The 14,356-nt window shown below is 42.4% G+C and carries 11 protein-coding genes and 1 other RNA gene; 6 read left to right on the forward strand and 6 right to left on the reverse strand.

What is annotated here, in order from left to right; translation table 11 throughout:
- Positions 1 to 21: 21 nt before the first annotated feature.
- Positions 22 to 606, reverse strand: a complete 585-nt coding sequence (gene ruvC, locus DABAL43B_RS03895) for a crossover junction endodeoxyribonuclease RuvC (RefSeq protein WP_079691154.1) — start codon at positions 604 to 606, stop codon at positions 22 to 24.
- A gap of 153 nt (positions 607 to 759) precedes the next feature.
- Between ruvC and DABAL43B_RS03900 the strand changes: the two genes are divergently transcribed.
- Entirely contained in the window at positions 760 to 1,389 is a 630-nt protein-coding gene (locus DABAL43B_RS03900) for an FxsA family protein (protein ID WP_079691155.1), read from the forward strand.
- Between the two features lie 140 nt (positions 1,390 to 1,529).
- Here DABAL43B_RS03900 and ssrS read toward each other — a convergent pair.
- A non-coding RNA gene (ssrS, locus tag DABAL43B_RS03905) (6S RNA) lies at positions 1,530 to 1,725 on the reverse strand.
- A 260-nt stretch (positions 1,726 to 1,985) separates the two neighbouring features.
- Between ssrS and gpmI the strand changes: the two genes are divergently transcribed.
- Positions 1,986 to 3,644, forward strand: coding sequence for a 2,3-bisphosphoglycerate-independent phosphoglycerate mutase (gene gpmI / locus DABAL43B_RS03910; protein WP_079691156.1), 1,659 nt, complete (start codon positions 1,986 to 1,988; stop codon positions 3,642 to 3,644).
- Between the two features lie 336 nt (positions 3,645 to 3,980).
- On the forward strand, positions 3,981 to 5,531 hold the full coding sequence (locus DABAL43B_RS03915; protein ID WP_145952489.1) for a S41 family peptidase: 1,551 nt from the start codon (positions 3,981 to 3,983) through the stop codon (positions 5,529 to 5,531).
- 22 nt (positions 5,532 to 5,553) lie between these two features.
- Here DABAL43B_RS03915 and DABAL43B_RS14540 read toward each other — a convergent pair whose 3' ends face one another.
- The 3 genes from DABAL43B_RS14540 to DABAL43B_RS03930 all read right to left on the reverse strand — a co-directional run bounded on the left by DABAL43B_RS14540 (position 5,554) and on the right by DABAL43B_RS03930 (position 9,989).
- The gene (locus tag DABAL43B_RS14540; protein ID WP_079691157.1) at positions 5,554 to 7,341 is read right to left on the reverse strand and encodes a sigma 54-interacting transcriptional regulator; all 1,788 of its coding nucleotides are present in this window, start codon (positions 7,339 to 7,341) and stop codon (positions 5,554 to 5,556) included.
- Between the two features lie 191 nt (positions 7,342 to 7,532).
- A complete protein-coding gene (locus tag DABAL43B_RS03925; protein WP_079691158.1) occupies positions 7,533 to 9,311 on the reverse strand; it encodes a sensor histidine kinase in 1,779 nt (592 codons plus the stop codon).
- Between the two features lie 42 nt (positions 9,312 to 9,353).
- Positions 9,354 to 9,989 (reverse strand): response regulator, encoded by a 636-nt coding sequence (locus tag DABAL43B_RS03930; RefSeq protein WP_011279989.1) that lies wholly within the window; start codon positions 9,987 to 9,989, stop codon positions 9,354 to 9,356.
- Between the two features lie 419 nt (positions 9,990 to 10,408).
- Between DABAL43B_RS03930 and DABAL43B_RS03935 the strand changes: the two genes are divergently transcribed.
- Entirely contained in the window at positions 10,409 to 11,494 is a 1,086-nt protein-coding gene (locus tag DABAL43B_RS03935; RefSeq protein ID WP_079691159.1) for a serine hydrolase, read from the forward strand.
- An 81-nt stretch (positions 11,495 to 11,575) separates the two neighbouring features.
- Entirely contained in the window at positions 11,576 to 12,256 is a 681-nt protein-coding gene (locus tag DABAL43B_RS03940) for a thiamine phosphate synthase (protein ID WP_079691160.1), read from the forward strand.
- A gap of 45 nt (positions 12,257 to 12,301) precedes the next feature.
- On the opposite strand, the gene DABAL43B_RS03945 is transcribed toward DABAL43B_RS03940, so the two are convergent.
- Positions 12,302 to 12,631, reverse strand: a complete 330-nt coding sequence (locus DABAL43B_RS03945) for a TraR/DksA family transcriptional regulator (RefSeq protein WP_079691161.1) — start codon at positions 12,629 to 12,631, stop codon at positions 12,302 to 12,304.
- A gap of 340 nt (positions 12,632 to 12,971) precedes the next feature.
- Here DABAL43B_RS03945 and DABAL43B_RS03950 point away from each other — a divergent pair, with 340 nt between their 5' ends.
- Positions 12,972 to 14,186, forward strand: a complete 1,215-nt coding sequence (locus DABAL43B_RS03950; protein ID WP_079691162.1) for a phosphoglycerate kinase — start codon at positions 12,972 to 12,974, stop codon at positions 14,184 to 14,186.
- Positions 14,187 to 14,356: the final 170 nt, after the last annotated feature.

Below are 14,356 nucleotides of genomic sequence, written 5' to 3' on the forward strand. Positions count from 1 at the left end.
TGGTTTTTATGAGCATGTATTTTAACGCAAATTACCTAAGTCTTCTTCAGTCAAACGCCAGCGTCCTTTTTTCTTAGAGGCACCGCGCCCGCGCATTGAGCTATTGAGTAGTAGTTTGTTCATCGAATGGCTTGAGTGCGCATGACAAATGGCGCAGGCGAGACCATCGGCGGCATCTTGTTGTGGTACGACGTCTAAAGACAATATGCGACAGACCATTTCCTGTACTTGTTCTTTGGCCGCAGCACCATAACCGCAAACGGCTTGTTTAATTTGGCGTGCGGTATATTCTGATACTTCCAAGTCCAATGCCACCATCGCTGCAATGGCGGCACCGCGTGCTTGCCCAAGCTTAAGCGCTGAATCAGGATTTTCTGCCATAAATACTTGTTCAATCGCGGTATAAATGGGCTCGTCCGCATATTTCAAATGATGCTGGGTGATACGCGTCAAGCCATTAAAAATACGCTTAAGGCGTTCAGGCATCTCTTTGGTATCCGTGCGAATAGTACCTGCATCAATATAGGTGAGTTTATCGCCGGTTTGTTGAACGATGCCATAACCGGTCATGCGCGAACCCGGATCAATCCCAATTATAATTGCCATAGTATTTCGTTTTGCTCACATTTTATTTTATGGCTTAAAAATTAGCCGTAAGTTTGATAGTATAGCAATCAATCCCCATATACATCATATGTTAGCCATTTTAATTTGCATGGCGCTCAATTTATTGATTTTTATTTTATAGGACGACGCTTTATGGGCCAGATAGTTGGTATTGCCATTGTATGGTTTATTATCGAGATGCTACTGTGGTATTTGCTTGCTCAATTTATGAGTGGCTGGTGGATATTTATGTGGTTTATTGTTGCTGCTGTTATCGGTATCTCACTCATGCGTAAAGGTATGGCGGCTCTCAACCCAATGGCTCAGCAGATGAAAGCTGGCGGTATGATGAACCCTGCGATGCGTCCGCAAGAATCGACTATGATTAAAAGTGTGGCAATGGCAGCAGCGGGTATTTTGCTTCTTATTCCTGGTGTGCTCAGTGATTTGCTGGCGTTACTGGTGGTCTTACCACCGGTGCAAAAGAAACTCAAAGACTTTGCTAATAATTACATCATGAACAACCAGCAAAAAATGATGGAAATGATGGCCAAGCAGATGGGTGGGCAAATGGGTGCTGGTCAAAATCCGTTTGGCGGTGCTGGTGGCATGGGTGGTCAAAACCCATTTGGTGGAGCAGGCGGTATGAATAACCCAAACCCATTTGGTCAACAACAGAATCCGTTCGGTGATGTGTTTAAACAGCATACAACGGTGGATGGTACTGCCAAAAACATTCCTAAGGATGTGAAGAAAATTACCAAGCCAGCCAATGATGAGTAGTAGATTGATTATAAATTAGGTATTAAGAAGTTTTGACATAAAAGAAGCCCCTTTCGTCAATGACAAAAGGGGCTTTTTAGTGGTTTTGACTCATCTATTATAAGCTTATAGCTCACAACTGAAATAATCATTAACCGAATATAACAACCGAAGTGCCGCCGTAAGATGGTGACCCATGAACCGTGAAGTTCAGGGCGGATGCGTCATTACCTCGGCAGGTTTCCTGAGACACCGCAAGCGGTGCAGGCATACACAATGAGGCAATAGGTACCACATCCTGGTAAAGCATTATCGGCTCAGGGAATAAACATCTACTAGCCAACACTTCAGAATACATTTATCTTAACCAATGGTTTGAGTGATTGCAAGTGCGATTTACAGATTGATACGTGTCTTATTGATACGTGCTTTAAGAATGAGCATCATTAAGATCAGAACTTCACTAAATTTTTAGTCAGATAAAGGCATAAAAAATACCTAATTGGTAGCCTGAAAAGTCGATTTTTCAGCTATTTTGAGATGTGTGTTAAGATAGAGGGCTTTAAACATCCTAATACAGCATTATAGGCGTTCATTCACTTGAGGAGCGGTAATCCATGACCAATATCCAGCAACAATCAGAATTTATCGACGATAATCAGGCTCAGCGCAATAATCAACAAAATAACGATCAAAATAAAAAAGTGCCTCATGTTTTAATGATATTAGATGGTTTTGGGCATCGTGAAGATGATAAGGATAATGCGATTGCTGCCGCTAATATGCCAAATATGGATAAGATTTATCAAAAATATCCACATGGATTGATATCCGCATCAGGAGAAGATGTTGGTTTGCCAGATGGTCAGTTTGGTAATTCGGAAGTCGGGCATATGAACTTGGGCGCTGGTCGCGTTCTTTATCAAGATTCTACCCGTATCTCAAGTGAGGTGGCTAATCGTGATTTTTACAAAAACGAAGCCTTAGTTAATGCGGTAAAAGCCGCCAATAAGCTTGGCGGTAATGTTCATATTATGGGATTGCTTTCGGATGGCGGCGTACATTCGCATCAAGACCATATCGAAGCGATGTGCCATTCAGCATTGGTACATGGCGCTAAGAACGTCTTTGTGCATTGCTTCTTAGATGGGCGTGACACCCCGCCTAAGTCTGCTGATAAATATATTAATCGTCTACGCGACCATATCATTAAGCTTAATGCGCATTATGAGGGTGGTCGCGTACAGATTGCCAGTATTATCGGCCGCTACTACGCGATGGATCGTGACAATCGTTGGGATCGAGTACAAAAAGCCTATGAGCTTATCACTGAGGGTAAAGCGGATCGTTTAGCAACCCGAGCCGATGGCGCGGTGCAAGCGGCATACAAAGCGCGTGAAACCGATGAGTTTATTAATCCTACTGTGGTCATTGGACGTGACGAGGTGCCATATACCGTTGATGATAATGACGCCCTCATTTTTATGAACTTCCGCGCTGACCGTGCCCGTGAGCTTGCACAAGCCTTTGTATTACCAGACCATGAATTCTCTGGATTTGCCCGTCATAAACAGCCAAAGCTTGCGGCGTTTGTGATGCTGACTAAATATTCTGACGTCTTGGCGGATAATCCTAAAACCAGCATTGCTTATTATCCAACCTCATTAACCAATACACTTGGCGAATATTTGCAGGACAAAGGTAAAACCCAGCTGCGTATCGCTGAAACCGAAAAATATGCCCACGTGACTTTTTTCTTTAGTGGTGGCCGTGAAGAAGAGTATAAAGGCGAAACACGTATTTTAGTGCCTTCTCCCGATGTTGCTACTTACGATCTACAGCCTGAAATGAGCGCCCCTGAAGTGACAGATAAATTAGTGGCGGCTATTGAGTCTGGCAAATATGATGTAGTGGTTGTCAATTATGCCAATGGCGACATGGTTGGGCATACCGGTATCTTTGACGCTGCTGTCAAAGCGGTAGAGGCGCTAGATGTCTGCGTTGGTCGAGTAGAGGCAGCAGTACGTGCGGCTGGTGGCGATATGCTTATCACGGCAGATCATGGCAACTGTGAGCAGATGCAAGACTATGAAAGCGGTCAAGTACATACTCAGCACACCACTGAGCACGTTCCATTGATTTATGTTGGTGAGAAAAAACTAAAAGTACGTAGCGGCGGTAAGCTGAGCGATGTCGCACCAACTATTTTGGCATTGATGAATATCGAAGCACCCCCTGAAATGACAGGCGAAAGTTTACTAGTCGCAGCACCTTAGCTGTGCCATGTCAGTATTCGTTGCTATGACAGTTTAGTAAAATATAGTGACGAATGATGAACAAGTAAGGGAGGGATATTTATTATCTCTCCCTTTTTTGACGCTAAATTTTGTCTAACATTTCACTTGTAACTTATCACCTAAGTTACTTGCAATACTATCCTACTCTTAGAGGGTCGCTTGATGCTATCTTATAAGCTATTATCCATTAATAACCATATAATAACTATATAACAATAATGTCGTAAATATTTCGGACGAATTTTTTAGGTGATTCATTTTATGCGTTCTATCAGCCCTATACTTTCATTGATCTATAAAAGATTAGAGAATCCAATGATGACAGTATCTATTCGCTCACATGTATTAAAGCTGACACTTATCGTTAGTTTGCTGGGGCTAAGTGTGGTTAATATACAGGCACAAGCAGCGCTCAACGATACTATCGCTCGACCTACCGCTAGCCCTACGGCAAGTTTACAATTAATCCGTTTAAGTACGGATGATGTGCCACTAAACAACGGTGCCGATGATTTATCAGACATCGCTGATATGTTGGAGTCTGCTGATCAAGTTGATGATTCAATAGATAGTATTGCCGATGAAAGTGCGTTAAATAATGAAGCAGGTGCTTTCAATACTGACATTCCCGCTGAAGTGGCTCAGGTCTCATTAAATGCTATCTCTCCGGAGACGCTGAAAACCTTTGTGGCGTTGATCGACTTGGTCCGCCGTGAATACGTTGATACCGTTAATGACGAAGAGTTATTTAACAATGCAATGAGTGGCATGTTGACCAAGCTTGATAGTCATGCTGAATTTCTAGATGCTGAAGCTTATGAAAATCTGCGCGCTTTTACCGAAGGCGATGTCGGAGATATTGGCATTAAGGTAGAGTATCAATCGCAATCAGGCTATTGGGTCATTACCGAGGTAATCGATGACTCACCTGCCGATAAAAAAGGCATTGCGGTTGGCGATTATTTACATCAAGTGGATGAATTTAAGCTTGGCGAAGATGAAGAAACTAATGATATCAATCAACTCTTGACAGGGATTGCAGGCACACAAGTGGATATTGTGACTTCAAAAGCAGGGCGCCGTAAACATACCACGACTTTACAGCGTAATAATAATCATCCTCAAATTGTTGAGACTCGTCTCGTTGATGGTATTGCCATTATTAGGTTACCGGCGTTTCAAAACAATAGCCGCGAAAAATTGCTACAAAGCTTAATCGATTTAGAGGCGCCAGTGTCAGGCATTTTGTTAGATATGCGTGATAATCCGGGTGGAGTCTTGGCATCCGCCGTGAGCGTCGCCAGCCTGTTTATGAATGAGACTGATGTGGTGCAAGTAAAAGGTCGTCAAGGTGATTCACGTACTTTATCAACTCAAGGCGTAGCATTACTTGAACCATTGCCCATGGTGGTTTTACAAAATCGCTATTCAGCTTCAGCAGCAGAGGTATTAGCAAGTAGCTTACAGATGCAAAAGCGCGCCACTATCTTGGGTGAAGTCAGTTATGGCAAAGGATCGGTACAGTCAGTGATACCCCTTAATAATGATCAGGCAGTCAAGCTAACGGTTGCCCACTATATGACTGCCTCAGGTAAGAAAATAGAGGGCATTGGAGTAGAGCCTGATATGGCATTATCGGGTAGTGAGAGTACGTGGGAGCAGCAAGCCCTTGATCTACTACGAAAGAAGGCGCTTGCTTCAGGTATTCGGTTTGTGCGTAAGGGAACGGTAGAAGACCGCTCTGAAAAAAATAATAACCTTCAAAACAGTAGTATCCAAAGCAGTGTCAACAAGAACAGTATCATTAAAAACAATAGCGTCATAGATAATGTTATTGAAAAACCGACACCTACAGACAAACCTTAATTTAACCTTAAAACATGGAGCGCTATTCAGATTGATCTTCAGCAATATCTAGTTTGGTCATACGATAGCGCAGGGATCGGAAGGTTGTCCCTAACAATTCAGCTGCTTGGGTTTTATTCCAGCCTGTTTGCTTAAGCGCCGTGATAATCAGCTGTTTTTCTTGCTCTTGAAGATAGTGCTCTAATCCCTGCGCTGGTAATTGACCGTCGGCTATACCTTTTGTACCTGTGGATTGATTGAATCCTTCGCCGTCATCATGCTGCTTGCTTAATGACTCTTGTGTCTGTTGACCTATTGAGTTATCGGTCGATCCTACGGTGTTTACCGCTGAGGGTTGATTGATTGAAGAGGACATTGCAATTGCAGGGATGGTGGAAGGCGTCATCGAAGAATAGTGCTGTGTAGTACGGTAGGGGTGTAGATTAGTCGTTGCCTGCTGAGATGTTGTTTGCTGAGCATTTTTCTCTGCTGTAGACTGAGATTGGTGATCAGTATTTTCTTCTATACTTTTCTTTAACGACTCAGCTGAGAATCTGTCATCGATATTTTGACTTGAGACGTGAGGAACGGTCGCGTTACTAGTACTTTGGCTTTGTGGTGCTATGGTATTTTGATGTATCTCAACTTCTTGATGCATATCAAAATCAGATAGACCGAGGTGGCTGGCATCAATCGTTGATGTTTCAGCCAATGTTACGGCACGCTCAAGTACATTACGCAGCTCACGAACATTACCAGCGAAATTATGCTGTTGTAAGCGCTTGCAAGCATCTGCTGTTAGCAATGGTGGCGATTCTAATTGCCATTCTTCAGCAATCAGTGCCAAAAAATGCTTGGCTAATACCGGTATGTCATCACGCCGAGCGTTAAGTGTCGGTAATTTAAGCTCAATCACATTGATGCGGTAATATAAATCCTGTCGAAACATCCCTGCCTGTACGAGTTGATTCAAATCTTTATGCGTTGCCGATAAGATGCGAATATCGACTGGCAGTTCTTTGGTATCACCAATCGCGCGAACCGTCTTCTCTTGAATGGCACGCAGCAATTTAACTTGCATCGCTAAAGGCAAGTCTGCTACTTCATCTAAAAATAAAGTACCGCCATTAGCCTGCTGAAATAATCCTTGCTTGTCAGCAACAGCACCGGTAAAGCTGCCTTTTTTGTGACCGAAAAACTCTGATTCCATCAGCTCTGAAGGTATCGCTCCGCAGTTGACCGGCACAAAACTGCCATCTCGACGCGGGCTTAAGTCATGAATCAATCTAGCAACGACTTCTTTACCGGTACCTGAAGCACCAGATAAAAATACCGGGGCTTGTGAGCGAGCCAATTTTAAAATAGTATTTTTTAAAGGATGCATCACGGCTGAATTGCCAATTAGACGATCATCTAACATCTGCTGTTCAGGTGAGCGCTGAGGCGTAGATTTTGCGGTATTGTCTTGCTGGATAACCTTTAGAGCGTTTTCAACCAACTGACGTAAACGTGGTAGCTCAAGGGGTTTATTCACGAAATCAAAAGCCCCCAGTTTTAGCGCTTCAATCGCTAAATCCATACTGCCATGCGCGGTGATAACAGCGATAGGCTTACTAGAGCTGGCACTAATATGTTTGACCAACTCTAACCCTGAGCCATCAGGTAGTTTTAAATCAGTTAAGCAAAAATCATAGTCATTTTCCTGCCAGTATGATTTTGCCTGTGACAAAGTATAGGCGACATCACTTTTGATACCCATCTTAGTCAGCGTAATTTGCATCAATCGGCATAAATCTACTTCATCATCAACGACTAGCGCGGTGGTTGTCATACATTATCTCATTGTGTTCAAGTACTACAAAAGTATTAAAAAATAATCCTATAAAGATTTATAGAGGGTAAATAATAGCGTTTATCGCAGGCATATGGTTTTGGGTGTCAAATATAAATAGTTCTAATCTATCAGTTTTTAACCAAAGGCTTTTTTATTGGGAATGAGCGCTCATTTATTACCACAAGTGCTTAGTCAGCAGTCTCATTATAAATCGCGGGGGCAATCAGACGAAAGCAGGTCTTTTTATAATCAGGAACGTAAAGTAACCGTGCATGATTGGCCTCACAAAATGCTTGGGATAAATACAATCCCAAACCGGTACCGGCCTTATCCGTGGTAAAAAATGGATTAAACAAATGGATTAAATCATCAGCACCAACGCCCATACCTTCATCTAAGACATCAATTATAACATCGTTATCTGCACAATAAATTTCGATTTCCACAAAGGCATGAGGGTGGGCGTAGCTACTGTAACGTAAGCCGTTATTAATCAAGTTAATCAACACCTGCTCTAATTGGTGAGTGTCAAATGAGATAGTAGGCTGCGTATTGATGTGTAAAAAAACATCATGACCGTGAAAGTAATTGTGCAAAAATATCGGCATCCAATCAGCAAGTACAATGCTTTGCTGATTGGCAGTCTGCTGGCGAGACAGTTTTAAAACATCCTCAATAATGCGATTAACGCGTTTGGTTTGCGAAAATATCATTTTATAAAGTTCGTGGTTATTAGCTGTTTCACTATTTAAATGGGCGCTATTTATATGGGCTAGTGTGGTGCCAGCTCGCGTCTCACTTTCGACGACATCTTCTATTAATAATTGGCTTGCTTGGGAAATCGCCGCTAAAGGGTTTCTTATTTCATGGGCGATACTGGCGGTCAGTTGTCCAAGCGAAGCCAGTTTTAACTGTTGAGCGCTGGCTTGCTCGCGGCGTAAATCTTCTAATATGATCAACTTACTGTCATCTTTTAGATGGATAATCTCGACACGTAGCTTGCCGATGACAGAAGCATTGGCGACGGCTGGCAATTCATAAACGAAAGTACGTGATTGTCCTGCAGCTATGGATAAACAGGCGTCAAATAGTTGCAGGTGTTGTTCGTTAAGCTGCAGCTGAAAGTCGGATAACGGCTTACTGTTTTTTGTGCTTAGAGAATTTTTGTGTATATTGCTTGCGTTAATAGCGGTGTCTGTTGTCGTTAGTGATGAATGATTTGGAATACTAAGTAATTGATAGGCAGCAAGGTTTGCTAATACAACGTGTTGGCTATCAATTACGATGACACCATTAGCCATTTGAGTAATCACTTCTTGGTTAATCACGTTCAGTCGTTCGACTTCTTTGACATGGGTAGCGGCTACTTTTTCAAGCTGTACCAAGCGCTGCGAGATTGACCAACTTAAGCCTCCGACTGCCAAAAAGCTGGCTGACATGAGTAAGGCGTTCCCTAAATTTGCCAAACTCATACTATTAGCGATGGCATAAAAAAACTGCTGGTAGATAACAAAGATAATAGCAAGTAAAGTAATAATCAGCGCTTGCGAACCATGTAATAACATGAAGCTTGCGGCCACCACCACCATATACAACATGGTCAGCTGCAAATCAGGCGCGCCAGCGGTATAAAGCAGTAAGCTTAGGATAATGACATCTAGCGCCAGCCCAAAAGCCAACTGTCGGCGCATATGTTTGCCAACGGTATAAAATAATCCCAGCAAGATTAAGCTCAGTAAAACGTAAAAACTGAGCACGGTTTGCTGCAAAAAACTTGGCAATGATGGGCTGCCATCAGCGCGAACCGTAATATACACCATCAGCATAAAAAATAAGCTGACGATAAAGCGATAACTGCTATAAATGAGCCCCAGTTTACGTAGCTGCGGCACAGGCAGGATATCATCTTGCTCTATATAGTCAGTAATAACAGTGATAAGATTCGAGGCAGATTTAACAGGATTCATGGGTTGATAACTAATGTTCTTGATAAAAGAGATTCTTGATAATTAGGGTTGAATGAGGCCATGGCGAATCGCCAAATGAGTCAATTTCACATCACTATCGACATTCACTTTTTCATAAATACGGTAACGATAGGTATTGATGGTTTTTACACTCACAAACAACTGATCGGCGATTTGTTGGGGACTTTGACAGTTGACCACCATCATCGCTACCTGCTTTTCACGGTCGCTTAATAAGTCAAAAGGTGAGTTGGCATTATCAGATAATAGAACATCAGCCAACTGTTCAGCCACATCTTGGCTAAAATAACGCCCACCTTGATAGATTTTTTTGACGGCTCGTATCATCTCATCAAGCGGTGTACCTTTAGTAATATAACCATTGACGCCCGCTTTGATGAGCATCGACGGATAAGGCTGAGCTGACATACTACTGACCGCCAGGATTTTGATGCCCATATCAAGCTGAATCAAGCGTTTGGTTGCTTCAAGACCACCGATATTAGGCATATTAACATCCAGTAATATCACATCAGGACGCAGCTGTTTGGCCAATTTTATCGCCATATCGCCGCTATCTGCTTCGCCGACGACTTCGATATCGGCACTGTCGGCCAACATACGGCTGATACCCATCCGCACCAAATCATGGTCATCTACTACTAATACTCGAATCATCGTTATACTCTTTTTTATCTGTCAGAATAAAGGGTGCACTATTAAACTTAAGCCACCTAAACCAGTCTAAATAATTAGCATAAGTTTATACATTCACAAAAAAACCAATATTAAGCGTTATATTTTAATATTGAATACGTAATTGAGAAGTTTACAGCTTAAATGTAATGCTATATTGCGCTAATGTTAATTAGTATTGCTGTAATATAAAGTAAATGTAGTAAAGTTTGAATGTGGTTAGAAAATCACATCTAATTGATTTAGTAGATTAAACTTAAATGCAAACCATGATACACTAAAAATACAAAAACTCTATGTGAGTATCTACAAACACATCCATAAACGCTACGTACGTTGTTGCCGTTAGTCAGTATGTAACTCATTTACTGACTAACAGCATCGCGGCGGCAGGAGGCATAATGAAGCAACTACCATTAACCAAACAGCAATTAATCGCTGCTATGATTTCATTGAGTTTGGGCAGTGTTGCACAAGCCGCACTTACAATTAATGGTAGCTCTACCTCTGAGTCTAGTGCTCGTATGAGTTGGGGCGGTGCCGACAGCTTGTCCGAAGCGCGTAGTATCATGTCCAAGTCTAGTAATAGCTCTACGATTAAAAAAGTAGATAATGGCAATGGCACGACCAACATTACCAATAGTTTTGGTAGCAGTAATAACAGTTATAATAATACCAATAGCTATAACACCACTTATCGCGGTAGTTTTGGCAGTAGCAACATGATCCCGATCAGCACCGATTCGCGCAGTGTGGCGGTAATCGATGCAGAAACTGGCGAATCTATCTATGAAAAAGATGCGGATATAGCCCGTCCTATGGCCAGTATTACCAAAGTTATGACGGCTATGGTAGTGTTGGATGCGGGTTTAGATATGCGTGAAGAAATCACGCTTGATCCAGAAGATTTTGTCGGTCCTAAGCGTGCTAGCTCAAACCTCAAGTCGGGTGATCGTCTAAATCGTGCTGAGATGCTATTGATGGCATTAATGAAGTCAGAAAATCCAGCAGCAAAAAGCCTTTCTCGCAACTATCCAGGTGGCGATAAGGCCTTTATGCGTGCCATGAATCGCAAAGCTCAAGATTTGGGTATGAGCACGGCGTTCTTCGGTGATGCTACTGGTCTTGATAAGCGTAACGTTGCTTCATCAAATGACTTGGTTAAAATGGTTCGTGCGGCTGGTAACTATGACGTGATTCGTCGTTTTTCGACTACTAAAAGCTATGATTTTTATGTCTCTAACTACTCAAGTGGCAACCGTACTTATAAAGCCAATAACACTAGCAGTCTAGTCCGCGATGGCAGCTATCCTATTGGTATTTCAAAAACAGGCTTTATCAATGAAGCTGGTCGTTGCGTGGTAATGGAAACGCGTGTGAATAACCGCCCAGCGATTATCGTTATTTTGGGTGCCAACAGTTCAGCCACACGTTGGGGCGATGCTAAAAATATTTTGAACAGCTTGGCGACTCGCCGTAGCGTATAAGACTACTCATTTAGCATTGATAAAAAAGGCTGTTATGCGATATAACAGCTTTTTTATTGTGTTGAATTTAAGGACCGTTAAATGATTCAGCCACCAGTTTCTACCGTTTCTCATGCCATACCTAAGTTATATCTACTCACTAATGACGATGAATTTACGATTTTATATCGTAAATTAGAAGCTGCATTAGCAACGGGGCTGATTGCGCTATTACAAATACGTCGCAAGCATATATTGGCATTGCCTGATGGTGAGTCGACTCTATACGCAGAAGCGCTGAAAATAGTGAATTTAGCCAAAGCATACAAGGTAGCGGTCGTTATAAATGATGATATCAGTTTGGCGGCAAAGCTTGGTGTCGGTGTGCATCTAGGGCAGCAGGATGGCGACATTAACGATGCCAAAAGAGATTTAACATCGAATCAGATTATTGGTCGTACCTGTCATGGCGATATAGAGCTGATCAAAGAAGCAAAAAATGATGGGGTAAGTTACGCAGCCATGGGTGCGGTATTTGCTTCGACTACCAAACCTAATGCAAATGTCATCTCACGTCAGCAGCTCATGGAAGGCTGTCAGCAAGGGATCGATATGTGCGTGATAGGAGGGTTAACGGCAGAAAATATTACCAAGCTGGCAGGTTTGCCCATTACTTATGTGGCGGTAGTTGGTGATATCATGGATTTACCCGTGCATCAAATTGCTGCGCGTTGTCAGCAATGGCAGCAGGCGCTTAATACATGGAATGCGCCTACTTTATGAGGATCAGCTTAAAACGAAATCTAGCTTAAAGATAGCGATAATGGGCTATTCTGCATGTTCCATGCATAAGGTAGCATAGGGCAATGCTTGCAAGCGTTGTGCTTCGATTGCCTCGCCGCATACTTCACATTCACCATAATGGCCAGTTTCGATACGGTTTAACGCATTTTCGACGTAAATTAAGCTTTGGCGTGCCTCGACCATTAGATTTTTGCGCATGTCGTTTTGACGATAAGCAATCGCTTGGTCTTCCCAGTGTTCATTTAGGTCGTCTTGAGGGTTTTGGATATGGTCTTCGATTTTATCAATTCGAGTCTCATACTCTTCTTTTAGTTTTAATAACTCTTGTTTGGCCGCTTTGAAGTCGATACTCATTATATTCTCCTAGTAGGTTATTTTTATTGTTGGATTTATTGATTATAAACAGCCTCCCTATCATAAACAGCAGATTCTTTGAGTACCACCACGAAATGTTAATGCTCGCTTTGTTACGTCTAAGTATATTCTTTTCCGGTGAGCAAAATTTATAGCAGGTTCTTTATGAGCGCCAGTTAGAAAGCTGCTAGAATACACCGCCTTAAATTCTTGCTGGGTCAGTGTTATAAAAATAACCAGCAAGATAAATCGACTAAATAAGTTTAATAAAAATTATTCAGTAATATTTAACAAACAGCCACATTGTAGATTAACAATAGATGATGTATAGGAGCAGGTAATGAATTTTTTGCGTATGAGCGAGCTGAGTTTGACCGATAAATTAGTGTTGATTCGTGAAGATCTCAATGTGCCTATTAAAGAAGGTGAAATCACCAGTGACGCTCGCTTACAAGCAAGCTTACCAACGATTAAAATGGCGCTTGAGAAAGGGGCCGCGGTGATTGTTTGCTCACACCTAGGTCGCCCAAAGGAGGGAGCTCCTGAGGCAATATATTCGCTAGCGCCCGTCGCTGACTATTTAAGTGATAAATTGGCAGCGCAACTATCAAAACCAGTGACGCTCAATTGTGATTACCTGACTCAAGGTGTCTCCATCAAAGCGGGCGAAGTCGTACTGCTAGAAAACGTGCGCTTTAATGAAGGTGAAAAGAAAAACGATGCGGCTTTAGCGCAAAAATATGCGGATTTGTGCGATGTGTTTGTGATGGATGCTTTTGGTACTGCCCATCGTGCGCAAGCGTCAACTGAAGGCGTTACCCAAGCTATGCACCAAGCTGGAAAAACTGCCTGTGCTGGACCTTTATTGGCAGCCGAGCTTGATGCATTGAGTTTGGCGCTTGAAACACCAGCGCAGCCGATGCTGGCTATCGTCGGTGGCTCAAAAGTCTCTACCAAACTAGAAGTTTTGCATAGTTTGGCTGAGCTCTGCTCGCAGATTATCGTGGGTGGCGGGATTGCTAATACTTTTTTGGCGGCACAAGGTCATAGCGTTGGTGCCTCATTATACGAAGCAGACTTAGTGGATACGGCTCGTGAAATCATGGGAAAAACCGAGATCTTATTGCCTGAATATGTCGTCGTTGCCAATAAAAACGACATTGATTTTGCCGATTTTACGGGCTCATTACAAAAGGCAACGGCCACTATCAAATCTGTCGATGCAATCGGCGATGATGACATGATATTAGACATTGCTCCAGAAAGCGCAAAACAGTTGGCTGATGCTATTATTAATGCAAAAACTATCTTATGGAATGGTCCTGTAGGTGTTTTTGAAGTCGATGCTTTTGGTCAAGGTACTCAAATAATCGCAAATGCTGTCAAAAATAGCCAAGGTTTCTCAATTGCTGGCGGCGGCGATACGCTTGCTGCGATTGATAAATATCAAGTTGCTGATGGGGTTAGCTATATGTCAACCGGTGGCGGCGCATTCTTAGAGTTTGTAGAAGGTAAAGTATTACCGGCGGTTGCTGCTCTACAAATCAATGACTAATGCCTTAACAATAGTAAGCATATGAGTAACATTAGGCGTACAACTCAGCCTCAACATCTAAGGTAAGCTGTAGCGATAATATTTTGGCTACTACTCTTATCTTACTGTTTTAAGTACGATAAGCATGAATGGTTATTGATTATTGTTAAGTGGTAATTATTTGTTTCTAT

The organism is Psychrobacter sp. DAB_AL43B, assembly GCF_900168255.1.
Taxonomy (GTDB): Bacteria; Pseudomonadota; Gammaproteobacteria; order Pseudomonadales; family Moraxellaceae; genus Psychrobacter.

What these genes read in the sequence shown, in the direction of transcription:
- DABAL43B_RS14540 (WP_079691157.1), bottom strand. Translation starts at nt 7,341, where the DNA reads ATGACAACCACCGCGCTAGTCGTTGATGATGAAGTAGATTTATGCCGA.
- DABAL43B_RS03945 (WP_079691161.1), bottom strand. Translation starts at nt 12,631, where the DNA reads ATGAGTATCGACTTCAAAGCGGCCAAACAAGAGTTATTAAAACTAAAA.
- DABAL43B_RS03935 (WP_079691159.1), top strand. Translation starts at nt 10,409, where the DNA reads ATGAAGCAACTACCATTAACCAAACAGCAATTAATCGCTGCTATGATT.
- gpmI (WP_079691156.1), top strand. Translation starts at nt 1,986, where the DNA reads ATGACCAATATCCAGCAACAATCAGAATTTATCGACGATAATCAGGCT.
- DABAL43B_RS03915 (WP_145952489.1), top strand. Translation starts at nt 3,981, where the DNA reads ATGATGACAGTATCTATTCGCTCACATGTATTAAAGCTGACACTTATC.
- DABAL43B_RS03930 (WP_011279989.1), bottom strand. Translation starts at nt 9,989, where the DNA reads ATGATTCGAGTATTAGTAGTAGATGACCATGATTTGGTGCGGATGGGT.
- DABAL43B_RS03925 (WP_079691158.1), bottom strand. Translation starts at nt 9,311, where the DNA reads ATGAATCCTGTTAAATCTGCCTCGAATCTTATCACTGTTATTACTGAC.
- DABAL43B_RS03940 (WP_079691160.1), top strand. Translation starts at nt 11,576, where the DNA reads ATGATTCAGCCACCAGTTTCTACCGTTTCTCATGCCATACCTAAGTTA.
- DABAL43B_RS03900 (WP_079691155.1), top strand. Translation starts at nt 760, where the DNA reads ATGGGCCAGATAGTTGGTATTGCCATTGTATGGTTTATTATCGAGATG.
- ruvC (WP_079691154.1), bottom strand. Translation starts at nt 606, where the DNA reads ATGGCAATTATAATTGGGATTGATCCGGGTTCGCGCATGACCGGTTAT.
- DABAL43B_RS03950 (WP_079691162.1), top strand. Translation starts at nt 12,972, where the DNA reads ATGAATTTTTTGCGTATGAGCGAGCTGAGTTTGACCGATAAATTAGTG.